Raw genomic sequence first — 20783 nt, 5'->3', positions numbered from 1 at the left:
ACGCTGCCTTTTTTATTGCCTGTAAAAACTTGCCTTGCCCTGCGCTGTCCATTATATTGGATGAATGGATACAATAATAGACGATACAGGCGCTGCCATCGCCCGCCGGCTGCGCCTGGAACGCGACGCGCGCGGCTGGTCGCTGGCGGACCTGGCGGCCCGTTCCGGCGTTGCCAAGGCCACCATCAGCAAGATCGAGCGCGAAGAAACCAGTCCCACGGCGGTCATCCTGGTGCGCCTGGCCGGCGCCTTCGACCTGACGCTCGCCGGCCTGCTGCTGCGCGCGGAAGGCCATGGCGACGCCAGCCGCGTCATGCGCGCGGCGCAGCAGCCCGTGTGGCGCGATCCGGACAGCGGCTACGTGCGCCGGCAAGTGTATGCGCGCCCTGATCATCCCGTGGAAATCGTGCAGGTCGACATGCCGCCCGGCCAACGCGTGGTGCTGCCGGCCTCGTCGTACGCGCATATCCGCCAGGCGCTGTGGGTGACGACGGGGCCGTTGACAGTGCTGGAGGGCGGCGAGCAACACCGCCTGGAGGCCGGCGACTGCCTTGGTTTCGGCCCGCCGTCCGAGGTGACCATTGCCAATGAAGGCGCGGACACTTGTCGTTACCTGGTTGTACTTTCAAGGAGCTGAGCATGTCCGACATCCATATTCGTCCGCTCGCGGGGGCGCCGGCACTGATCGACACCCTGGCGGGATTGCTGGCCGAGGTAGTCGCACAAGGCGGCTCGGTCGGCTTCATGCATCCGCTGGCCCGCTCCGAAGCGCAGGCCTTCTGGGAACGCGCGCTGCAAGCGGCGGCCGCTGGCCAGCGCATCGTGTTCGGCGCGTTTGAGGACGACCAACTGGTGGCGACGGTCAGCCTGCTGCTCGACTGCCCGTCCAACCAGCCGCACCGCGCGGAAATCGCCAAGATGATGACCTTGCCGCGCTGCCGTGGACGCGGCATCGCGGCGGCCCTGCTGCGATCTGCCGAGGCTGCCGCCGTGGCGCGCGGCAAGACCCTGCTGGTGCTCGATACCGCCAGCGACGGCGGCGCGGCCGGGCTCTACGCGAAACATGGTTTCACCCTGGCCGGCGAGATTCCCGGCTATGCGCTCAAGCCCCATGGTGGCCTGACGGGCACGTTGCTGTACTGGAAGCGGGTCGGGCCTCAAGACTGAGGTATCGGGTAAATATAGAAAAAATCGTCGTCGCGTTCCCAGCCTTGCGCCTCATACAGCGCTTGCGCCTTGGTATTTGTGTTCGCGGTCGAGAGCGCAAGACGAATCGCCCCGGCCGTCCTGGCGAAATCAATGGCAGCGGAAAGCAGTCCGGCTCCGACGCCCTTGCGACGTCCCGATTCATGGATAAACAGGTCGTTGAGAATATAGATCCGTCCGAGAGAAACACTCGAAAAGCTCGGATACAGCTGCGCGAAGCCGATGGGATCGCTTCCTTCATGGGCAATAAAGAGAATCGATTCGCCGTGAGCGATCCGTTCCGCCAGAAATTTATTCGCAGCCGCCACATCGCTTTCGCGTCCGTAGAACTGGCGGTAGCCATCGAATAACACTGACAACGCCTCAAGATCGGCAAGTATGGCCTGACGAATGCGAATAGTGCTCATGCGGGTCTCATCCATGAAAGTAAGTTCGGCGCAGGTTGCCCTGCTTAAATTGAAAATGTATCATCAAATGTGCTTTTGCGTTGCCGCTGCTCTGGCCACGACATCAGCGTCAGGCCCTGGGCCGCGCTAAGCGGCGTCAATATCGTTAAACAGGATGAGTACGATGGATGAAACGATCAACAATGAGATTGCCATGTTGGGCCGTAAGGCACATGAGCTGACCGAATCCGCCTACCGCCGGCATGGATCGACACGCGGCGATCCGGGTTGGGCAGAAAAGCAGAGGATACTCCTTGCGGATATGGCCCTTCACTTGCTGCAAACGGCCCTCAGGGACGGCGAGCTGTCAGTCGACGAGCTGAAGCAAAATCTCTACGCCATCCTGACAATATCCGACCAATTCATCCCCGATCACGGCTTGAAAGCGAGCGCCGACCAATTCTATGCCAGATAACATATGGCGTTCACCCGCACCTTGACGGGGAGATTGTCGTCCAGAATGTCCATAGGAAAATAATTCCAAAAGGATAATTCATGCGCAGTACGCTTGTGTTTCTGGTGCGCGAGACCGACGGCCAAGCGCGGCGCTACCGCTACCGTGTCACGTTCGCGAGCACGGCGATCCTGGTGAATATCGGTTTCGACAAGGCGGACCGGAGCGACGTCCTCGGCGTGCGCCTGGAGTGGCCAGGGGCGGCGCTTCGCTCAGGCGGCCTTGGGCAAATGCGCGGCCGCCCGGCCGGCATAGAACGCGTCGCACAGTGCCGCCACCTGTTTCGGCGCCTCGACCATCGGTACGTGGCCTATCCCTGCGAGCACCACTTTTTCGCTGTTGCGCAAACCCGCGTGAAGCGTCTGCGCATCGTCCACGTGCACGACCCTGTCTTGCGCGCCCCAGATGATGAGCGAAGGCGCGCCGATCGAGCCCAGAAGCGGGCGCTGGTCCAGGTCGGTTTCGATGTCGCGTGCGATCCGCAGGTTGATTTCCTCGCGGGCCACGTAGTTCCTGGCCAGCGCAGCAAGCAGGAAGCCGGGAATATACGGCGGCTTTTCCATGCCGATGCCGATCATTTTTTTATAGCCGGCCGTGTTGCGGATCGCGACCATGGGATTGTTCCCGGAATCAGCAAACTGCTGGCGCAGCCAGCTAGGCGACGTTTCCGCTCCGGCTGCGTCGATCAGCACCAGGGAAGCAATCCGGTCCGGGGAATCGGCCGCCATCCGCAAGGCAATCGCGGCGCCCATCGAATTGCCGATCAGGTGAGCGCGTCCGACCCCCAGCGCCGCAAGAAAATCCAGCATGCGCCCGGCTTGCGAGGCGATGTCGTAGCACGACGCCGTTTGCGCGGTGCTCTCGCCGTGGCCCGGCAGGTCGGGAATCAGGATGGTGATCCCGGTGCGCATGGTTTTCGCCAACCGTAGCCATGCCGACCTGTCGCTGGCGGCGCCATGCAGCATCACGATCGCCTCCGACAGGCCGGTACCGCGCCGCAGATAGGCGATTTCCCCGCCATCGACCGCCACCGAGGCCGCATCAAGCCGTGCCGATTTGCATTCCGCCGCCATGGCCATGCCAAGCAGGCGGTCGCCCAGGCGGGTTGTCCAGGAACTCATCGTTGTTGTTCTCCATACCATAAAGTATGGCCAGCTTCACAGCAACCATTGGACTTGTCAAGGCCATTCGGTATGATGGCGCATGGACGATAAAAAGAACCGACAGAGCTGGCTTAGCGCCGGCTTGCAGGCACTGGCCGAGGATGGACCCGAAGGTTTGCGCATCATGCCGATCGCGCAAAAGATGGGCGTCACCAAGGGCAGTTTTTACTGGCATTTCAAGAATCTGGAAGATTATCAATCGGCGGTGATGGAAGAGTGGGAGCAGGTTCACACGCAGCGCGTGATGGAGATTGTCGACCAGGAGAATATCGATGTCGGCAGCAAGCTGGCGAAGCTGTTCACCGGCGGGCCGCCGCACCTGTTCACCCTGGGCCGGGCAATTCGCGCGTGGTCCATGAGCAATGAACAGGTCAGGGAAGTGCAACAGCGTGTCGATCGCAAGCGGGTCGATTACGTCGCGAAGCTGTTGACCGATATCGGCTGGCCGCCGGAGCAAGCGCCGGTGATCGCGCGCTGGAATTACTGCGCCTTCATCGGGCATGCCGCCATCGGCGCGCCGGAGATGAGCGAGGCCGAGATCCGCACGGTGGTGCAGTTGCTCAAGCCGCCGGGCAAAAGCTAGGGCGTCGCGCTAGACCAGCCATCCCCGGCCGACGGCCACCAGCACGATCGACACGGCAAGCAGCCCCCACAGCGGCGATTGGGGAAAGGCGACAATCCCCGCCGCCCCGATCGCGCAGCCGTACAGCCCGATCAGCCCGAGGGTCGCGAGGTCATTGGCCACGGCTGCGCGCAGTGCCAGGTGGCCGCACAGGATGAGCGGCGGGCCGAAGGCGATGAACCAGAACGCCAGCCGGCGCCCGTCATCGGTGCCGAAACGGTTGGCCAGGCCTTCGTGCCAGGCTGCGCTCAGCGCCGGATGGAAGCGTGCCAGGCCGAACAGGATGTGCAGCAGGCCCAGGGCCAGCAGGGCGCTGGCGGCAGCGTGTTTCCAGGTAATGCCCATCGGTGTATCCTTTAACGTCAAGCGCGCGGCGGGATGCCACGCGTCACCATACTTCATGGTATGGTAGAGATGATGACAGCTGAGGCGCAGCTCGTCAATACCCCGAGGTATGGCGTAGTGGATTGACATATTGTCGATCAGTGACATAATGTCAGTCATGACCATCACCGAAAATGCATTGCTCCTGCGCGAGGCAAGGAAAATCGTCGAAGCCCTGGGCCGCACCCTGGCGCCCATGGTGGAGGTGGTGCTGCACGACCTCACGCGGCCGGCGTCGTCCATCGTGGCGATCTCGAACAACCTGTCCGGCCGCGAGGTGGGCGATCCCACCACCGTCATCGGCCTGGCGCGGATCACGGATCCCGCTTTTCCCGACATCCTGCAAAATTATCCCAACCAGTTTCCGGACGGGCGCCCGGCGAAAAGCACCTCGATTGGCCTGCGCAACAGCGATGGCGACTACGTTGCCGCGCTGTGCCTGAATGTGGACGTGTCGATGCTGACCAGTATCGCCGCCAGCCTGTCGCAGCTGGCGCAAACCCAGCCAGCGCAGACGCCGATGCGCGAATCGCTGGCCTCGCCCCGCCTGGACGAGCTGCGCGCCACGCTGGAGCGCTTTGCCGCGCAACTGAACAAGACCCCGCACGCCCTAAGCCCGGCCCAGCGGCGCGACGCCGTGCACCAGCTCGCCCAAGCCGGCCTGATGGACCTGAAAAACGCCCAGGCCGTCGTGGCGTCCATGCTCGGCGTGGCCCGGCCTACCGTCTACTCCTATCTTCCACAGAAAGATCCATCGCCATGATCCAGCTTCCCATTTCTTTCGACGACGTTGCGCGGGCGCACGAGCGCATCGCCGGGGCAGTCCATCGCACGCCGGTGCTCACGTCCACGACCGCCAACGCCCTGAGCGGTGCGCAGATCTTCTTCAAATGCGAAAACCTGCAGCGCACCGGCGCCTTCAAGATGCGCGGCGCCTACAACGCGCTGGCCCAGTTCACGCCGGAACAGCGCGCCTGCGGCGTGGTCACGTTTTCGTCCGGCAACCACGCGCAGGGCATCGCGCTGGCGGCGAAGTCGCTCGGTATCAGGGCGGTGATCGTCATGCCGCATGATGCGCCTGCCATCAAGGTGGCGGCCACGCGCGGCTACGGCGCCGAGGTGGTGATGTACGACCGTTATACCGAAGACCGCGAGGCGATCGGCAACGCGCTGGCGCTGGAGCGCGGCCTGACCCTGATCCCGCCCTACGACCATCCGCATGTGATGGCGGGGCAGGGCACCGCGGCCAAGGAACTGATCGAGGATGCCGGCCCGCTCGACGTGCTGCTGGTGCCGCTGGGCGGCGGCGGCCTGCTGTCCGGCTGCGCGACTGCGGCCAAGGCGATGAATCCGGACTGCCGCGTGCTTGGCGTGGAACCGGAAGCGGGCGACGATGGCCAGCGCAGTTTCCGCAGCGGCGAGATCGTCCACATTGCCACGCCCGATACCATCGCCGATGGCGCCCAGACCCAGCACCTGGGCAAGCACACGTTTGCCGTGATCCGCGAGCGCGTCGATGATGTTTTGACGGTGTCCGACGCCGAACTGGTCGAGGCGATGCGGTTTTTCGCCGGGCACATGAAGATCACGGTGGAGCCGTCCGGTTGCCTGGGCGCGGCCGTCGCGCTCAATCCGCGCATGGACTTCAAGGGCAAGCGGGTCGGCGTGATTGTCTCGGGCGGCAATATCGACCTGCAGCGCATGGCGATGCTGATCCAGAAGGGAGCCTGAGCATGCCTTTGTCTTCCTATCTCGATGCCCATCCACGCCTGGGCGAGGAAACCTATATCCACGCCTCGGCGCAGGTGATCGGCGATGTGACCCTGGGCGATCATTCCTCGGTCTGGTGCAATACGGTGGTGCGCGGCGATGTGAATCACATCGTGGTCGGGCGCTGTTCGAATATCCAGGATTTCGTGATGTGCCACGTCTCGCACAAGCATCCCAACAAGCCGCTCGGTTCGCCGTTGGTGATTGGCGACTACGTCACCATCGGGCATAACACCATTTTGCATGGCTGCACCATCGGCGACGAATGCCTGATCGGCATGGGCGCCATCGTGATGGACGATGCCCTCATTTCGCCCCGGGTGATGGTCGGCGCCGGCAGCCTGGTCCCGCCCGGCAAAGTGCTGGAAAGCGGCTATCTGTATGTTGGCCGCCCGGTAAGAAAGGTGCGCGCCCTGACGGAGGCCGAACTGGCCTTCCTTAAATACTCGGCGGAGCATTATGTCCGCGTCAAAAACAATTATTTGGGCAGCGTGTGACAGGGGCGGTGACACGATGTGCGTGGCTGGCGGCTGCAATGCCCGCCGCGCCCGCCCGCCGATGATCGCGCTCGACGAATTGCTGGCACGTGTCAATGCGGCGTTCGGCCTGCGTGTTTCATCGTTCACGGCCCTGATCGAACATCAGGTAGCGGCAAGCCGTTGGCGGCGCCTGGATACGCCGCAACATATCGACGACATGGAGATAACCGGCCTGGTCGACGCAAGCGCCTTCTTGCCGGAAGCGCTGTACGTCGTTACCGACGAATCGTACGATAAGGAGGTGGGCGCTTTCGCGGTGCACCGCGACGACCTGCGCGCCTTCGCCGGGGCCTATCGTGAGCGCAATGGGGTGGCGATGTTCAATGGCGATACCCTGATTGTCGGTATCGAATCGAAGCTCATCTGGATGTTTCATCACGAAGGCGTGTGGACCCTGTTCGACGGGCGCCGCGCCGCAATGGCTGACTGACGCGGCAACCGCAATCCGGCACAAAAAAATGCCGCTCGGGAGAGCGGCATTTTGGCGACAGCACCAGCGACTCAGTCGGCGGCGTAGATGTCGTTATCCTTGGTTTCCTTGACGAACAAGCCGCCAATGACAACCGTGACCAGCGCCACGATGATCGGATACCACAGGCCGTAGTAAATATCGCCCTTGTACGCCACCAGCGCGAAGGCGGTGGTTGGCAGCAAGCCGCCGAACCAGCCGTTACCGATGTGGTAAGGCAGCGACATCGAGGTGTAGCGGATGCGGGTCGGGAACATTTCAACCAGCATGGCCGCGATCGGACCGTACACAGCCGTCACATACAGCACCAGGATGAACAGCAGCAGCACGACCATCGGCTTGTTGATCTGCTCGCTGTCAGCCTTGGCCGGATAGCCGGCCGCTTTGATCGCTGCGCCAATTTCCGTTTTCAGCGCCGCTTCCTTGGCTTTGCTGTCGGCATTGAAGTTCAGGCCGTCCGGGGTCATCGTTGCCGTGAACGAGGTGTATTCCTTGTCGCCGATGCGCACCTTGGCGACCGTGCCGGGTGGCGCATCGTCCTTGGTGTAGCTGACCGATGACGCGGTCAGCATGCCGGTGGCGATATCGCATGACGATGGGAATTTCTTGGTGCCGGTCAGGTTGAACTGGAAGTGGCAGGATTCAGGATCGGCCACGACCACGACTGGCGAACTGAGCAGCGCTGCTTCCAGGGCGGGATTGGCGAAGTGGGTGATGCCCTTGAAGATAGGGAAGTAGGTACAAGCGGCAATCGCGCAGCCCAGCAGGATGATCCATTTGCGCCCGATCTTGTCCGACAGCGTACCGAACACGATGAAGAACGGGGTGGCCAGCAGCAGCGAAATGGCGATCAGGATGTTGGCGGTGGCACCGTCGACCTTGAGCGTCTGGGTCAGGAAGAACAGGGCGTAGAACTGGCCGGTGTACCACACGACGGCCTGGCCCATGGTCAGGCCGACCAGCGCCAGGAAGACGATCTTGGCGTTCTGCGGCTTGAGGAAGGATTCCGACAGCGGCGCCTTGGAGGTTTTGCCCTCGGCTTTCATCTTGGCAAACGCCGGCGATTCGTTCATCGACAGACGGATCCAGACCGATACGCCCAGCAGCAGCACGGACACCAGGAACGGGATACGCCAGCCCCAGGCGGCAAACTCGGTTTCGCCCATGGCGGTACGGGTACCGAGGATCACCAGCAGCGACAGGAACAGGCCCATCGTGGCGGTGGTCTGGATCCAGGAGGTGAAGAAGCCGCGCTTGCCGTGCGGCGCGTGCTCGGCGACATACGTTGCCGCACCGCCGTACTCGCCGCCCAGTGCCAGGCCCTGCAGGATGCGCAGCGACACCAGGATGATTGGGGCGGCAATACCGATACTGGCGTAACTCGGTAGCAGGCCGACCACGAAGGTCGAGGCGCCCATGATCAGGATGGTGACCAGGAAGGTGTACTTGCGGCCGATCATGTCGCCCAGGCGGCCGAACACCAGCGCGCCGAACGGACGCACGATGAAGCCGGCGGCAAACGCGAGCAGGGCAAAAATGAAGGTGGTGGTGGGGTCGCCAATGAAAAACTGCTTGGCGATGATGGGAGCGAGCGAGCCGTACAGGTAAAAGTCATACCATTCGAATACCGTGCCGAGGGAGGAGGCGAAAATGACCTTGCGTTCTTCTTTGGTGATCCCCGAGTCCGCGGTGATCCCCTTGCGCCCGTCGCCAGTGATGCCGGGTGTAATTGCCATATGTGTCTCCGTGTTTAATATTTATTGCATCATCGGAATAGCCGTATGTATCCAGCCAGATTGAGTGTGGACTGCGAAACTTACGCGATGCTTGCTTGGAACTTACACGAAACTTACTTTTTCGATATCGAAAAATCAGGTCCTTTGTGTAAATACAATCATGTGTTGCCAAATGGATTTGACGGATATGCAGATAGGGCAAGAAGGCGACTGCGGAGGATGTGAAAAGCGCAGTCCAAAGGAATTTTTGCGTCGGTGTAGTGTCGAATTGATGGCTCTATCGTTCATAACGCAGGGTCACCCAATGACGTTTTACAGATGAGCTCCAAGGCGGACCAATTCACGAGCTCCGGCACGCCGCCGATGGTCTCGGCGTTATTGGAGGTGTCACTTTTTTTGCCGGCACAGGATGTAGTGCGGCTTCTGCCAAGCGTTCGCTTGCCGTCAGACGACCCTGTAACGTCCTGTCACTGATTTGTAAGAATCGCGTTGGATTGGTCTGGACCGACGGGAAAAGATTTCGAGGCCGCCATACTGCGCGAGCTGGAATATTTTTGCTGGAACTGGAAGTTGGGTTCAGCTTCGTCGAGCGGAAAAAGCGGGTGCACATTTGATCACGATGATGTCTACATCGACTTACACTGCTATAACCGCCGCCTGCTCCCTATTTAACTGAAACCGGGAGACTTCAAGGCCGCCAACAAGGGGTAAATGGAGCGCTACCCGCGATGGCTTGCAATCGTATGGATCCTATTGAACCCGCCTAAGTCGGCACAGCCCTTTCAGAAGACAAAATTGTAAGCGCCGGATCGACTACGCCGGCGGGCAGATCGACTATGCGGCCTGTGACGCCCTGCAAAGCCACGTCGCGAAGCTATCGGGATGCTGGGATCGAGGGCGGCAGCAGCCATTCTGGATGGCGCACGATGGCGTCCCGGCTGGTGGCGCAGGATCGCGACCTTGACACCATCCAGTCGATGCTGGGCCATGCCGATCTGGAATGCGTCGATCCATACCTTGAAAGCTAGAAAGAAAGGCTTCGGCGTGCTTATGCAGATGCTATGATTGGTTTGATATCGCACTCACTAATAGAAAAGCATGGACAACAGATTAGAACTGAGAAAGTGTCCGACCAGTTGTACAAGGACGATGCGGTGCCGCGCCTCCTTCGCGGCAAGGTGCTGTACTGCTTCAGTGAACACTTTTCCATCCGCGAGCGCGACGACGGCGTGGTTACAGCCGACCAGTTGCGCGCCGCCAGCGAGCAGCTGATCAGCGCGCGGCGCGACGCCGGGGCGCGCTTGCGCCTGTTGCGCAAGAACCGCATGGCCATCAAGTTTATGTACGACGCTTCCATGCAAGCGCCCGGTTTCATGTTTCGCGACATGGCCGGTGCCGCTCCACTCACCATCCCCGTCACCGACGGACACGCATTCAAGGACCAGACTATGGGTATCTACAAGGTTGCCATCTACCGTTTTGCCGATTGGCCACGCGACGGCGTCGTGCTGACGCCCGTGAAAGCGGTCGCGCTCGGAGCCATCCATGAATAAGCGCGCCCTGTTCATCGCGGCGCTGGCCACGAGCCTGTTGGCCGCCTGCGGCGGCGGCGGCGGCGGCGGGGGCGGGGGCGGGGGCGGTACTGCGCCGCCAGCCGGCGATGTCGTGCTGGCGCCGGTGACCACGCTGGCGGCGGGCGTCACGCAAACGGCGCAGCCCGAGGTGGACCAGTACATGCAGGGGCAACTGGTCGAGCAGCGCATTCCCGGCATGACGCTGGTGGTGGTCCGGGACGGCACCGTTGTCTACAGCAAGGGCTATGGCTACGCCGACCGGGAGGCGGCGCGCGCGGTGAAACCGGACGACCGCTTCGAAATCGGCTCGATCAGCAAGTCGTTCGCCGCCACCGCCATCATGCTGCTGGTAGAGGAGGGCAAGATATCGCTCGACGACAAGCTCGACAAATTCATCGGGGCGGTGCCGCCGCAATGGAGCGGCATCACCATTCGGCACCTGCTGAACCACACTTCCGGCCTGCCCGAATACCCGGACGATCAGACCTTTGCGGACATTTTTGCCAACAAGATCCTGGGAGAAGACGACATGCTGGCCAGGTTCAGGGCGTACTCCCTGAGCTGGGAGCCGGGCACCAAGTACCGGTACTGCAATGTCGGCTACGATATTCTTGGTATTGTCGTGCGCAGGGTCAGCGGCAAGGGCTATTTCGATTTCTTGAAAGAGCGGGTGTTCACGCCGCTGGGCATGCACAGCGCGCGTCTGGTCGCGCCGAAACCGGCGCGCGCGGACAGCGCCATCGGGTACGAGTTCAAAGATGGCAAACATATCCCGTTTGTCACTACCGACGCGATGTCGGTCTACCTGGGCATGGCAGCGAGCGGGATCGAGCTCAGTGCCATGGACATGGCGAAGTGGGATGCTGCGCTGTACACCGACAAGATCCTCAAGCAATCGACCCTGGCCCTGATGTGGACCAATAACGCCCTGGTGCAGGCGGCCAATGCCGACAGTCCCGACATCTACTACGGCTTGGGCTGGCAGCTGCGGACCCAGAACGGGAAGCGCTGGGTGTACCACTCCGGTGGCATGCCCGGATACGTCACCGACTTCATGCGCTACCCGGATCAGAAGCTGACCATCATCGTGTTTACCAACCTGAGTGACCAGCATGCGAATGCCCGCAAGATCGTGCGCGCGGTCGCGCCCATGTTCGGCCAAACGCTTTAGTAGTCGCACGTGACGTTGGGCATTTGCGCCCGGAGCATCAGGGCGTCAAAAGTAAACGATGGTTCTTGACATCGTTGCTAAATCTTACGTGAAGGGTAAGTTGCCCACGGCATGTCGGGATAATTTTTTGGCTTGCTACGACAGCAAGGGCGTGCAGACCGAGTTCGAGGTGTGAGATGCCAGCTTTTCCATGTCCGGCTCCGTGCCGTTGAACCCGGAGGGGATTGTGCCGGCTTGAGAAATCGACAGATACAACGCCGCTCAGGAGCCGCTTACACAAAATTTTCACGCGTTCATTTTTCTGTACGGAAATGTTTGCCCGCTTCGCGCTGGGTAAGCGCAGACAAGGTGTCGCCTTGCGCCAGCAGGAATGCGCGCACCGCGTTGGGATCATGGTGCGCGTAGTCGCGCAAGCCCCAGCCGATGGCTTTGCGGATGAAAAAATCGGCTTCGTGCGCGAGCCTGCCGGCATACCCGAACAGCCGCTCCTGATCCGTGTCGGCGCGCCAGCCCAGTTGATGCAGCATGGCCACGCGGCGCGTCCACAGATCCGCGTGGCGTACGGCCTCGTCCATGCGCGGCTGGCGCAGCGCCCGGTCCGCCCGCACGACCGTGCCGATCACGACCGCCAGCGCGTCGACCGTATCCCACCACGAGGCCTGGCGCGCCAGCCCGAGCAGCGCATCGATATGCCCGCCATCGAATTGCTTCACATGGGCGGCGAGCAGGTCGATGGCGGCGTACTGGCATTCGCGCTCGGGCTCGCGCCACAGTTCGCCGGCCGCGTCCAGCAGCACGCCGGCAGGCGCATCCTTGAGACTACGGACCAGCGGCTTGAGTGCGGCGCGCCGGGCCGGCGTGGGGATGCCGTAAAACGCGAACTGGTCGCGCATGTAGGCGCTCATGCGCGCCGCCTGGACCGGATCGGCCAGCGGCGCCAAGGTCTTTTTCACTTGTTCGGCAATGTTCATGGTCAGGTTTTTCAGGGCCTCGGGACAGGGTGCGCCTGGTGCGAATAATTTTGCGAACGACCGTACTAAAATGTGCTATTCTCGTAGCGATCAACACAGCGCTTTGCGCATATTAATCCAACTCAGGAGACACAAATGATAGATGCCGTCATCGTATCGACCGCCCGCACCGGCCTGGCCAAATCGTGGAAAGGTGCGTTCAACATGACGCACGGCGCCACCCTCGGCGGCCACGTGCTGCAGGCGGCCATTGCGCGGGCTCAGATCGAGCCGGGCGAGGTCGAGGATGTCATCATCGGCTGTGCCAATCCGGAAGGCGCCACGGGCGCCAACATCGCGCGCCAGATCGCCTTGCGCGGCGGCTGCCCGGTGTCCACGGGCGGCATGACGGTCAACCGTTTCTGCTCCTCGGGCCTGCAAACCATTGCGCTCGCGGCGCAGCGCATCATTGCCGGCGAGGGCGATATCTACGCCGCCGGCGGGGTCGAGTCGATTTCTTGCGTGCAGCAGGAAATGAACCAGCACATGCTGGCCGATCCATGGCTCAAGGAACACAAGCCGGAAATCTACTGGCCCATGCTGCAAACGGCCGAAACCGTCGCCAAGCGCTACAACATCGGGCGCGACCGCCAGGATGAATATGGTGTGCAAAGCCAGCAGCGCGCCGCCAATGCCCAGGCCGCCGGCCTGTTCAACGCTGAAATCGTGCCGATGACCACCACCATGGGCGTGGCCGACAAGGCTTCGGGCATGCTGCTCACGCGCGAAGTGACCATCAGCGCCGATGAAGGCATCCGCGCCGACACCACCCTCGAAGCGGTGTCGAAGATCCGCAGCGCGGTGCCGGGCGGCGTGATTTCCGCCGGTAACGCCAGCCAGTTTTCGGACGGGGCGTCGGTCGCCATCCTGATGAGCAGCAAGCTGGCCGAGGCGCGCGGCTTGCAGCCGCTGGGCATCTTCCGTGGCTTTGCCGTGGCTGGCTGCGAGCCGGATGAAATGGGCATCGGCCCCGTGTTCGCGATTCCCAAACTGCTGCACAAGGCTGGCCTGTCGATTGCCGACATCGGCCTGTGGGAACTGAACGAAGCGTTCGCGGTCCAAGTATTGTATTGCGCCGACCGCCTCGGCATCCCGATGGACCGCCTCAACGTGAACGGCGGCGCCATCGCTGTCGGCCATCCATACGGCGTCTCCGGCGCCCGCCTGGTCGGTCACGCGCTGATCGAAGGCAAGCGCCGCGGCGTCAAGTACGTGGTGGCCACGATGTGCATCGGTGGCGGCCAGGGCGCTGCCGGCCTGTTCGAAGTCGTCTGATCCACGCCGGGGCGCGCCGCTCCGGCGCGGCCCCGCTTTCGTTGTCTACCCCGGGGCCCAAGATGCAATCCAAAATACTGTCGCGCCGCGACCTCGACTTCCTGCTGTACGAATGGCTGGACGTGGAGGCGCTGACCGCGCGCCCGCGCTTCGCCGACCACAGCCGCGAAACCTTCAACGCGGCGCTCGATACCGCCGAACAGATCGCCACCGACCTGTTCGCGCCCCATAACAAAAAGAACGATCAGCACGAGCCGCATTTCGACGGGCAAACTGTCACGATCATTCCCGAAGTAAAAACCGCGCTCGACGCCTTTTCCGCCGCCGGCCTGATGGCGGCCGGGCAAGACTACGAGTTCGACGGCATGCAATTGCCGTGCGTGCTGGAAAAAGCCGTCACCGCCTACTTTACGGCGGCCAATGTGGCCACCTCGGCCTACATTTTCCTGACCATCGGCAATGCCAACACCTTGCTGAAAACCGCCACGCCGCAGCAGATCGCGCGCTTCGTACGGCCCTTGTATGCCGGTAAATTCTTCGGCACCATGTGCCTGTCGGAACCGCAAGCCGGTTCCAGCCTGTCCGACATCAGTACCCGCGCCGAGCCGGACCCGGTCGATGGCCCCGACGGCGAGCGCCAGTATCGCCTGGCCGGCAACAAGATGTGGATTTCCGCCGGCGAACACGACCTGGCCGGCAATATCGTGCACTTGGTGCTGGCCAAGATTCCAGGTCCGGACGGACGCCTGATTCCGGGCGTGAAAGGGATCTCCCTGTTCATCGTTCCCAAGTTCCTGGTGGGCGACGATGGCGAGCCGGGCGAACGCAACGACGTCGTGCTGGCCGGCCTGAACCACAAAATGGGCAACCGCGGCACCACCAACTGCCTGCTCAACTTCGGCGAAGGTGGCTTCAAGCCGCTCGGCAAGGCCGGCGCGGTGGGCTATCTGGTCGGCCAGCCGCATCAGGGCCTGGCGAACATGTTCCATATGATGAACGAAGCGCGCATCGGCGTCGGCCTGGGAGCGGCCGTGCTGGGCGTGACCGGCTATCTGCACGCGCTCGATTACGCGCGCAGCCGTCCGCAAGGGCGCCATCCGGCCGAGAAAGACCCGGTCAAGCCGCAGGTGGCCATCATCGAGCACACCGATGTGCGGCGCATGCTGCTCGCGCAAAAAGCCTATGCCGAAGGCGCGATGGCACTGGTGCTGTATTCGGCGCGCCTGGTCGACGAACAGCGCACCGCGCCCGACCTTGACGCGCGGACCCACGCCGGGCGCCTGCTCGACTTCCTCACGCCGATCACCAAGTCGTGGCCCTCGCAGTGGTGCGTGGAAGCGAACAGCCTGGCGATCCAGGTGCACGGCGGCTACGGCTACACGCGCGAGTACAACGTCGAACAGTTTTACCGCGACAACCGCCTCAACGCCATCCACGAGGGCACGCACGGCATCCACGGCCTCGACCTGCTGGGGCGCAAGGCGTCGATCCAGGAAGGCGCGCTGTTCAAGGCCATCGGCGGCGAGATTGCCGCGACGATTGCCAGGGTGCGCGCGGCCGATGTGTCGGTCGACCTGCATGCGAATGCCGACCTGCTCGAAGAAGAGTGGCAGCGCATCGCCAAGGTCACCCAGGCGCTGTACGCCGTGGGCGACATGAACAAGACCCTGGCCAACGCCAGCCTGTACCTGGAAGCGGTGGGGCATACGGTAATCGCCTGGATCTGGCTGGAACAGGCGCTGGTGGCCACCCATGCGCTGGCTGGCGCGCCAGCGGACGACGACAGTAACTTTTACAATGGCAAGCTGCAAGCCTGCCGCTATTTCTTCCACTGGGAGCTGCCCAAGGTCCAGCAACAGCTCGACCTGCTGGCCAGCATCGACACCACCACGCTCGACATGCAGGATGCGTGGTTCTGAGGACCGACTGAATAATGATCAAACACATCGTCATGTGGAAACTGAAAGACTTCGCCGAAGGCGCCGACCGCGCCACCAACGCGCGCAAGATGAAGGCACAGCTCGACGCCTGCGCCAATATCGTGCCGGGCATGTTCGCCTTCGAGGTGGCGCTGGCCCAGCCTGGCCTGGAAGCAACGTACGACGTGGTGCTGTATTCGGAGTTCGCCGACCAGCAAGCGTTGAAGGCTTACGGCGAGCATCCGACCCACCACGCACTCAAACCATTTTTTGGCGCCATTCGTGAAGCGCGCCAATGCATGGATTACACCATCTGATAACGACAGCTGACTGACAAGGATTTGCTATGCGCACTACGCAAGAATTATTTTCCCTCGCCGGCAAGACGGCACTGATTACTGGCGGCTCGCGCGGGCTGGGCCTGCAAATGGCCGAAGCGCTGGGCGAGCAGGGCGCCAGGATCGTCATTTCCTCGCGCAAGCAGGCTGACCTGGACGAGGCTTGTGCCCACCTGAAAGAGCGCGGCATCGACGCCAGCGCCATCGCCGCCGACCTGGCCCAGGACGCGCAGGTCCAGCCGATGGTGGACGAAGCCATGAAGCGCCTCGGCCACATCGATATCCTGATCAACAACGCCGGCGCCAGCTGGGGCGCGCCGGCCGAGGAATATCCGGTCGAGGCGTGGGACAAGGTGATGAACCTGAACATCCGCAGCATCTTCCTGGTGACGCAGGCGGTCGGCAAGGCGTCGATGATTCCGCGCAAGTATGGCCGTATCGTGAATATCGCCTCCATCGCCGGCCTGGCGGGCAATCCGCCCGGCACCATGAAAACCATCGCCTACAACACCTCGAAGGGCGCTGTGGTCAACTTTACCCGCACCCTGGCGGGCGAATGGGGCGCCTACGGCATTACCGTGAACGCCATCGCGCCGGGATTCTTCCCGTCCAAGATGACCAAGGGCGTGCTGGAAACCATCGGCGTCGAGGCACTGGCCAAGGATGCGCCGCTGGGCCGCATCGGCGACGATGAGGATTTGAAAGGGGCAACGTTGCTGTTCGCGTCGGATGCGGGCAAGCACATCACCGGCCAGATCCTGGCGGTGGACGGCGGAGTAACGGCGGTATGACGGCTTCTACCCACCAGCGCATCGTCCTGGCGTCGCGTCCGCGCGGCGAAGTCCAGCCCGATAACTTCCGTCTTGAGAGCGCGCAACTGCCCGATCTGGGCGATGGACAGGTCCTGATCCGCAATCATTACCTGTCGCTCGACCCGTACATGCGCGGCCGCATGAGCGAAGCGAAAAGCTACGCGGCGAACCAGGTGGTCGGCGAGACCATGATCGGCGGCACCGCCGGCGCGGTGCTGGCCTCGAAGCATCCCAAATTTGCCGTGGGCGACATGGTGGTCGGCATGCTCGGCTGGGCGGAGATGGGCGTGGCCGATGGCGCTACCCTGCGCAAGGTGGATACGACGCAGATTCCCCTGTCGGCCTTCCTGGGCGTGGCGGGCATGCCGGGCATGACAGCCTGGTACGGACTGAACCACATCATGAAGCCGAAGGCGGGCGACACCATTTTGGTCTCGGCGGCCAGCGGCGCGGTCGGCAGCGTGGTTGGCCAGTTGGCCAAGCAGCAGGGCTGCCGCGCGGTCGGGATCGCGGGCGGGCCGGACAAGTGCGCCTATGTCGTCAATGAACTCGGTTTCGACGCCTGCGTCGACTACAAGGCCGGCAATCTGGTGGAAGACCTTGCGGCGGCCACGCCGGACGGCATCGACGCCATTTTCGAGAACGTGGGCGGAGCCGGCTTCGACGCCGCCTTGCCACGCATGAACGCTTTCGGACGCGTTGCGCTGTGCGGCATGATTGCCGGCTACAACGGCGAGGATGTATCGATCCGCAATATGCGCCACATGCTGACCAGCCGCCTGACGATACGCGGCTTTATCGTCAGCGAGCACCTGGAACTGTGGCCGCAAGGCTTGGGCGAACTGGGCGCGCTGGTGGTCAGCGGCAAGCTCAAGTACCGCGAAACGGTGGCGCCCGACCTCGCATCGGCGCCGGAAGCATTCATCGGCCTGCTCAAGGGCCGCAACTTCGGCAAACAACTGGTAAAGCTCATCTGACATGAAAAACTTCCAAGACAAAGTCGCCGTGATCACCGGCGGCGCGAGCGGTCTCGGCCGCGAATTCGCGAAACGTGCCGCCAGCCTGGGCATGAAGCTGGTGTTGGCCGACGTGCAGCAGGATGCGCTCGATGCGACGCAAGCCGAGCTCGAAGGCGAGGGCGCCCAGGTGCTGGCCATGATCTGCGACGTGCGCAAGGGCGAGCAAGTCCAGGCGCTGGCGGACGCCAGCATGGCGCGTTTCGGCGCCGTGCATCTGGTGTTCAACAATGCGGGCGTGGGATCGGGCGGCTTGATCTGGGAGAATTCCGAGGCCGACTGGGAGTGGGTGCTTGGCGTGAACCTGTGGGGGGTGATCCATGGCGTGCGCATCTTCACCAAATTGATGCTGGAGTGCGCGAAGGACGACCCGCAGTACGAAGGGCATATCGTCAACACGGCCTCGATGGCGGGGCTGCTGAACGCGCCGACCATGGGCGTGTACAACGTGTCCAAGCATGCGGTGGTGTCCTTGTCGGAGACCTTGTATCACGATTTGCAGCTGGTGGAGGCGCCGATCGGGGCGTCGGTACTGTGTCCGTATTTTGTTCCGACCGGCATCAGCCAGTCGCACCGCAACCGGCCGGAGGACGTGAAGATGACGGGCGGGCCGACCGCCAGCCAGAAGGCGGCGCAGGCGATGACGGTCAAGGCGGTCGAGTCGGGCAAGGTGTCGGCGGGCGATGTCGCGCAGATGACCTTCGATGCGATCCGGGATGGCCAGTTCTATATTTACTCGCATCCGGGGGCGCTGGGCAATGTGGGCGAGCGGATGGAGGAGATCGTCAAGGGGATCAATCCGGGCGATCCGTACAAGGCGGCGCCGCACATCCGCGATATGTTGCGGGCAAAGATGAAGGGGTAAGGGTTGGCGTGGGCAGGGCTTGGCAGGCACGCTGACCACCTGGAAACCGCGCAGCCTGCTGGACCGACGGCCAAGCGGATGTTCTCTTGACGACGTTTGAGCACAGCGGATTGCCCGACCATGAGCTGCTGGCCGAGGCGGCTCGCGAAGCCGGCAAGCTCGATATGGTAGTGGGAAAGGGATGGATTGCGATGGGCGCCTGGAAGGCGTAGGCGCCGAGACTGGAACACCAAGCAAAAGGCCGGGGAAACCCGGCTTTTTGCATAGAACTATGCGGATTTTTGGTGTTCGGTCGCAAAGTGCTTCTCAATTGCGACGTCCTGCGCAACACGCAGTTGCGCGGTGAAGACGCGAGCCCATTTATCGCCATGGGTTAGCACGGCTCGCATCATGCGATCGAGGATGAAGGCCTCCTCTGCCGCGCATTGCGCGGCAATCTTATAGCCGGCCGCACGAAAAATTTCCGCCATTGGCGCAGTGCGGAGGTCCATGCAGGCCAACGCCGTTTGCAGCACGGCGGTCAGGGTAGGGGGGGAGCTCAATGGTGGGCCTTCAGCCGGTTCGCAAGAGTCCGAACCCTGAGTCGGCTTGGACTGCGCAAACTGAATCGCACTCGCCAACACCACGCAGTGTGCTGCGTGGGGCTGGCCTTGCCTCGCGCAGCATTCGTAGCACCGATAACCAGTAGAGCGCTGCATGAGCGGATCACCGTCGATGAGCTCCGGTCCAATGGCCGCCCAGGTCCCCATCGAGACGTGGGGATGTTCGTGGCCCAAGGGGCGTATCTGCAAGGCAACGCCTCCACCAGTGATGAGCGATTCCAGTTCTTCCGCTGACGGCTTCCAGAACGACACGACCCGCTGCCCATGTGCATCGGTCTGGTGCATCACAGGCAGTCTGGCTCGGCGTTCAACTTGAATGTCGTCCGGAGCGTTTATCGTGCTCGTGCACAGTGGATGATGAACGATATGCATGCTGATACTCCCAATCTACGTTCGTGGGTGCGACTTGTTCGGTCGCGGCGGAATTGCTGGGGTGCGGAAGGTGCAGCTTGCGAAAATGCAATCAGCAATCAGTTCGGGCAGGTAGATCATCTAAATTGTCGCCAGAAAATATTCGCAGGCAAATCCATCCAGTAGTTTCCCAGGGTCGTTACGGACGGCAAGTGATGTAGGCTGGCCTCTTTTCTTTTTGGTGCGCCAGAAAATATCGTAATCCAAAATACAGAAAAGAAGCCATTGGCATAAATACTAAGTGCTAATGATCCGCATCAGATCAGGCAGCCTCCGCACCCGAGAAAGATATCCCCAGGCATTTTTGGTCATATCATCAAGCTTGATCCAGAGTGCAAACATGGAGTGCCCGTGCAATTGCACCGCTGGACTGGCATCGGGAGGCACTCACAACGCGCCGGAAAAAGATCGCTCCATATCGTCTGCGGACACTGCAATAATGCGGCGCACGTCGTGCTCAACGCGCATTGCACGGCGGCACAACACTGCCTGCCCCAAAACGAAGAAAGTCGGCTAGTTGCCGGTGTTTGCTTGGACTGTGCAGATCGACCGCACGAAAACGCGAGAGTTTCCATACAGCAGAAGACATGGAAATCAAGGCCCCGCCCATGCGCACAAGAAACACTTCACTGAGAAAATATGGCTCCGCGGTAGGGCGCAGGCGCGCATAGCCACCTGTAGCGCTGGTATCGGGGACACAGACATCGTAGGTGCTTTGCCGATCGAATTGGTCCACCTCAAGCTCCGCGCCGGCATCGGATAGAATCCAGTTCAAGCGTTCAATAAAAACGGAGTCTCTGAAAGAGGAAATTTGATTTAAGTCAATTAACCTTAGTTGTGATGCCTTAGCGTATATGGTATTCATCGCACCTCTGAGCCAATTGCAAAACGATTTTTCTGAACTGGCCGGCATCACGGGAGCGCGACTTTCCATCGCATTTTCGTGATGCTGGACGAATTCTGGTCGGTTATGGTGGCGGAATCATGGTTAATCTCATTCT

At 61.9% G+C, this 20783-nt stretch carries 24 protein-coding genes; 17 read left to right on the top strand and 7 right to left on the bottom strand.

All coding sequences use genetic code 11. From position 1 onward, the window contains the following. The first annotated feature begins 64 nt into the window (after window positions 1–64). Entirely contained in the window at window positions 65–637 is a 573-nt protein-coding gene (locus F2P44_RS12965; RefSeq protein WP_167087119.1) for a helix-turn-helix domain-containing protein, read from the top strand. A gap of 2 nt (window positions 638–639) precedes the next feature. Further along, the gene (locus tag F2P44_RS12960; RefSeq protein WP_167087118.1) at window positions 640–1167 is read left to right on the top strand and encodes a GNAT family N-acetyltransferase; all 528 of its coding nucleotides are present in this window, start codon (window positions 640–642) and stop codon (window positions 1165–1167) included. Here the strand turns inward: F2P44_RS12960 and F2P44_RS12955 are convergent. Then, on the bottom strand, window positions 1158–1613 hold the full coding sequence (locus F2P44_RS12955; protein ID WP_167087117.1) for a GNAT family N-acetyltransferase: 456 nt from the start codon (window positions 1611–1613) through the stop codon (window positions 1158–1160). The genes F2P44_RS12960 and F2P44_RS12955 overlap by 10 nt on opposite strands. A 163-nt stretch (window positions 1614–1776) precedes the next feature. On the opposite strand from F2P44_RS12955, the gene F2P44_RS12950 reads away from it, so the two are divergent. After that, entirely contained in the window at window positions 1777–2067 is a 291-nt protein-coding gene (locus F2P44_RS12950) for a hypothetical protein (RefSeq protein WP_167087116.1), read from the top strand. A gap of 251 nt (window positions 2068–2318) precedes the next feature. Here the strand turns inward: F2P44_RS12950 and F2P44_RS12945 are convergent, their stop codons facing one another. Further along, on the bottom strand, window positions 2319–3227 hold the full coding sequence (locus F2P44_RS12945) for an alpha/beta fold hydrolase (RefSeq protein ID WP_167087115.1): 909 nt from the start codon (window positions 3225–3227) through the stop codon (window positions 2319–2321). 82 nt (window positions 3228–3309) lie between these two features. Here F2P44_RS12945 and F2P44_RS12940 point away from each other — a divergent pair, with 82 nt between their 5' ends. Next, window positions 3310–3852, top strand: a complete 543-nt coding sequence (locus F2P44_RS12940; RefSeq protein ID WP_167087114.1) for a TetR/AcrR family transcriptional regulator — start codon at window positions 3310–3312, stop codon at window positions 3850–3852. Between the two features lie 9 nt (window positions 3853–3861). Here the strand turns inward: F2P44_RS12940 and F2P44_RS12935 are convergent, their stop codons facing one another. Continuing rightward, complete coding sequence (locus tag F2P44_RS12935) at window positions 3862–4236, bottom strand: DUF6463 family protein (RefSeq protein WP_167087113.1); 375 nt, start codon at window positions 4234–4236, stop codon at window positions 3862–3864. A 157-nt stretch (window positions 4237–4393) separates the two neighbouring features. On the opposite strand from F2P44_RS12935, the gene F2P44_RS12930 reads away from it, so the two are divergent. Genes F2P44_RS12930 through F2P44_RS12915 form a run of 4 tightly spaced genes read left to right on the top strand, consistent with a single transcriptional unit; the run spans window position 4394 to window position 7014 of the window. Continuing rightward, window positions 4394–5038 carry a helix-turn-helix transcriptional regulator gene (locus tag F2P44_RS12930; protein ID WP_167087112.1) on the top strand — a complete coding sequence of 215 codons (645 nt, stop codon included), beginning with the start codon at window positions 4394–4396 and terminating at the stop codon, window positions 5036–5038. Further along, the gene (locus tag F2P44_RS12925) at window positions 5035–6006 is read left to right on the top strand and encodes a threo-3-hydroxy-L-aspartate ammonia-lyase (protein ID WP_167087111.1); all 972 of its coding nucleotides are present in this window, start codon (window positions 5035–5037) and stop codon (window positions 6004–6006) included. The genes F2P44_RS12930 and F2P44_RS12925 overlap by 4 nt, the downstream gene beginning before the upstream one ends. A 2-nt stretch (window positions 6007–6008) precedes the next feature. Further along, a complete protein-coding gene (locus F2P44_RS12920) occupies window positions 6009–6542 on the top strand; it encodes a gamma carbonic anhydrase family protein (protein WP_167087110.1) in 534 nt (177 codons plus the stop codon). Beyond that, entirely contained in the window at window positions 6505–7014 is a 510-nt protein-coding gene (locus F2P44_RS12915; protein ID WP_167087109.1) for a hypothetical protein, read from the top strand. The genes F2P44_RS12920 and F2P44_RS12915 overlap by 38 nt, the downstream gene beginning before the upstream one ends. Before the next feature lie 71 nt (window positions 7015–7085). Here the strand turns inward: F2P44_RS12915 and F2P44_RS12910 are convergent, their stop codons facing one another. After that, complete coding sequence (locus F2P44_RS12910) at window positions 7086–8789, bottom strand: MFS transporter (RefSeq protein WP_167087108.1); 1704 nt, start codon at window positions 8787–8789, stop codon at window positions 7086–7088. 1124 nt (window positions 8790–9913) lie between these two features. Here F2P44_RS12910 and F2P44_RS12905 point away from each other — a divergent pair. Further along, the gene (locus tag F2P44_RS12905; protein ID WP_167087107.1) at window positions 9914–10342 is read left to right on the top strand and encodes a hypothetical protein; all 429 of its coding nucleotides are present in this window, start codon (window positions 9914–9916) and stop codon (window positions 10340–10342) included. Beyond that, a complete protein-coding gene (locus tag F2P44_RS12900) occupies window positions 10335–11534 on the top strand; it encodes a serine hydrolase domain-containing protein (RefSeq protein ID WP_167087106.1) in 1200 nt (399 codons plus the stop codon). Before F2P44_RS12905 ends, F2P44_RS12900 begins: the two co-directional genes overlap by 8 nt. A gap of 293 nt (window positions 11535–11827) precedes the next feature. Here the strand turns inward: F2P44_RS12900 and F2P44_RS12895 are convergent, their stop codons facing one another. After that, entirely contained in the window at window positions 11828–12505 is a 678-nt protein-coding gene (locus tag F2P44_RS12895; protein WP_167087105.1) for a DNA alkylation repair protein, read from the bottom strand. 135 nt (window positions 12506–12640) lie between these two features. Here F2P44_RS12895 and F2P44_RS12890 point away from each other — a divergent pair, with 135 nt between their 5' ends. The 7 genes from F2P44_RS12890 to F2P44_RS36115 all read left to right on the top strand — a co-directional run bounded on the left by F2P44_RS12890 (window position 12641) and on the right by F2P44_RS36115 (window position 18981). Then, the gene (locus tag F2P44_RS12890; RefSeq protein ID WP_167087104.1) at window positions 12641–13819 is read left to right on the top strand and encodes an acetyl-CoA C-acyltransferase; all 1179 of its coding nucleotides are present in this window, start codon (window positions 12641–12643) and stop codon (window positions 13817–13819) included. A 62-nt stretch (window positions 13820–13881) separates the two neighbouring features. Next, the gene (locus F2P44_RS12885) at window positions 13882–15738 is read left to right on the top strand and encodes an acyl-CoA dehydrogenase (protein ID WP_167087103.1); all 1857 of its coding nucleotides are present in this window, start codon (window positions 13882–13884) and stop codon (window positions 15736–15738) included. Between the two features lie 14 nt (window positions 15739–15752). After that, on the top strand, window positions 15753–16055 hold the full coding sequence (locus F2P44_RS12880) for a Dabb family protein (protein WP_167087102.1): 303 nt from the start codon (window positions 15753–15755) through the stop codon (window positions 16053–16055). 29 nt (window positions 16056–16084) lie between these two features. Further along, entirely contained in the window at window positions 16085–16867 is a 783-nt protein-coding gene (locus F2P44_RS12875; RefSeq protein ID WP_167087101.1) for an SDR family oxidoreductase, read from the top strand. After that, window positions 16864–17865, top strand: a complete 1002-nt coding sequence (locus tag F2P44_RS12870) for an NADP-dependent oxidoreductase (protein WP_167087100.1) — start codon at window positions 16864–16866, stop codon at window positions 17863–17865. Before F2P44_RS12875 ends, F2P44_RS12870 begins: the two co-directional genes overlap by 4 nt. Window position 17866: 1 nt before the next feature. Then, window positions 17867–18769, top strand: coding sequence for an SDR family oxidoreductase (locus F2P44_RS12865; protein ID WP_167087099.1), 903 nt, complete (start codon window positions 17867–17869; stop codon window positions 18767–18769). A gap of 86 nt (window positions 18770–18855) precedes the next feature. Beyond that, entirely contained in the window at window positions 18856–18981 is a 126-nt protein-coding gene (locus F2P44_RS36115) for a hypothetical protein (RefSeq protein ID WP_267877600.1), read from the top strand. Window positions 18982–19038: 57 nt separating this feature from the next. Here F2P44_RS36115 and F2P44_RS12860 read toward each other — a convergent pair whose 3' ends face one another. Together F2P44_RS12860 and F2P44_RS12855 are read right to left on the bottom strand one after the other, a co-directional pair. Further along, window positions 19039–19743, bottom strand: coding sequence for a hypothetical protein (locus F2P44_RS12860; protein ID WP_167087098.1), 705 nt, complete (start codon window positions 19741–19743; stop codon window positions 19039–19041). 496 nt (window positions 19744–20239) lie between these two features. Next, window positions 20240–20647 carry an acyl-homoserine-lactone synthase gene (locus tag F2P44_RS12855; protein WP_167087097.1) on the bottom strand — a complete coding sequence of 136 codons (408 nt, stop codon included), beginning with the start codon at window positions 20645–20647 and terminating at the stop codon, window positions 20240–20242. Window positions 20648–20783: the final 136 nt, after the last annotated feature.

Origin of the sequence: Massilia frigida (assembly GCF_011682175.1) — a bacterium.
Lineage (GTDB): Bacteria > Pseudomonadota > Gammaproteobacteria > Burkholderiales > Burkholderiaceae_D > Telluria_A > Telluria_A frigida.
Note: the sequence above shows the minus strand (reverse complement) of the source record. Positions and strands in the feature narration are given on the sequence as shown.

Excerpts from the sequence above, each read along its gene's own strand:
- F2P44_RS12920 (WP_167087110.1), top strand. The coding sequence starts at position 6,009 with ATGCCTTTGTCTTCCTATCTCGATGCCCATCCACGCCTGGGCGAGGAA.
- F2P44_RS12885 (WP_167087103.1), top strand. The coding sequence starts at position 13,882 with ATGCAATCCAAAATACTGTCGCGCCGCGACCTCGACTTCCTGCTGTAC.
- F2P44_RS12900 (WP_167087106.1), top strand. The coding sequence starts at position 10,335 with ATGAATAAGCGCGCCCTGTTCATCGCGGCGCTGGCCACGAGCCTGTTG.
- F2P44_RS12875 (WP_167087101.1), top strand. The coding sequence starts at position 16,085 with ATGCGCACTACGCAAGAATTATTTTCCCTCGCCGGCAAGACGGCACTG.
- F2P44_RS12960 (WP_167087118.1), top strand. The coding sequence starts at position 640 with ATGTCCGACATCCATATTCGTCCGCTCGCGGGGGCGCCGGCACTGATC.
- F2P44_RS12935 (WP_167087113.1), bottom strand. The coding sequence starts at position 4,236 with ATGGGCATTACCTGGAAACACGCTGCCGCCAGCGCCCTGCTGGCCCTG.
- F2P44_RS12880 (WP_167087102.1), top strand. The coding sequence starts at position 15,753 with ATGATCAAACACATCGTCATGTGGAAACTGAAAGACTTCGCCGAAGGC.
- F2P44_RS12940 (WP_167087114.1), top strand. The coding sequence starts at position 3,310 with ATGGACGATAAAAAGAACCGACAGAGCTGGCTTAGCGCCGGCTTGCAG.
- F2P44_RS12925 (WP_167087111.1), top strand. The coding sequence starts at position 5,035 with ATGATCCAGCTTCCCATTTCTTTCGACGACGTTGCGCGGGCGCACGAG.
- F2P44_RS12910 (WP_167087108.1), bottom strand. The coding sequence starts at position 8,789 with ATGGCAATTACACCCGGCATCACTGGCGACGGGCGCAAGGGGATCACC.
- F2P44_RS12870 (WP_167087100.1), top strand. The coding sequence starts at position 16,864 with ATGACGGCTTCTACCCACCAGCGCATCGTCCTGGCGTCGCGTCCGCGC.
- F2P44_RS12955 (WP_167087117.1), bottom strand. The coding sequence starts at position 1,613 with ATGAGCACTATTCGCATTCGTCAGGCCATACTTGCCGATCTTGAGGCG.
- F2P44_RS12865 (WP_167087099.1), top strand. The coding sequence starts at position 17,867 with ATGAAAAACTTCCAAGACAAAGTCGCCGTGATCACCGGCGGCGCGAGC.
- F2P44_RS12895 (WP_167087105.1), bottom strand. The coding sequence starts at position 12,505 with ATGAACATTGCCGAACAAGTGAAAAAGACCTTGGCGCCGCTGGCCGAT.
- F2P44_RS12945 (WP_167087115.1), bottom strand. The coding sequence starts at position 3,227 with ATGAGTTCCTGGACAACCCGCCTGGGCGACCGCCTGCTTGGCATGGCC.
- F2P44_RS12930 (WP_167087112.1), top strand. The coding sequence starts at position 4,394 with ATGACCATCACCGAAAATGCATTGCTCCTGCGCGAGGCAAGGAAAATC.
- F2P44_RS12950 (WP_167087116.1), top strand. The coding sequence starts at position 1,777 with ATGGATGAAACGATCAACAATGAGATTGCCATGTTGGGCCGTAAGGCA.
- F2P44_RS12965 (WP_167087119.1), top strand. The coding sequence starts at position 65 with ATGGATACAATAATAGACGATACAGGCGCTGCCATCGCCCGCCGGCTG.
- F2P44_RS12860 (WP_167087098.1), bottom strand. The coding sequence starts at position 19,743 with ATGCATATCGTTCATCATCCACTGTGCACGAGCACGATAAACGCTCCG.
- F2P44_RS12915 (WP_167087109.1), top strand. The coding sequence starts at position 6,505 with ATGTCCGCGTCAAAAACAATTATTTGGGCAGCGTGTGACAGGGGCGGT.
- F2P44_RS12890 (WP_167087104.1), top strand. The coding sequence starts at position 12,641 with ATGATAGATGCCGTCATCGTATCGACCGCCCGCACCGGCCTGGCCAAA.
- F2P44_RS12855 (WP_167087097.1), bottom strand. The coding sequence starts at position 20,647 with ATGAATACCATATACGCTAAGGCATCACAACTAAGGTTAATTGACTTA.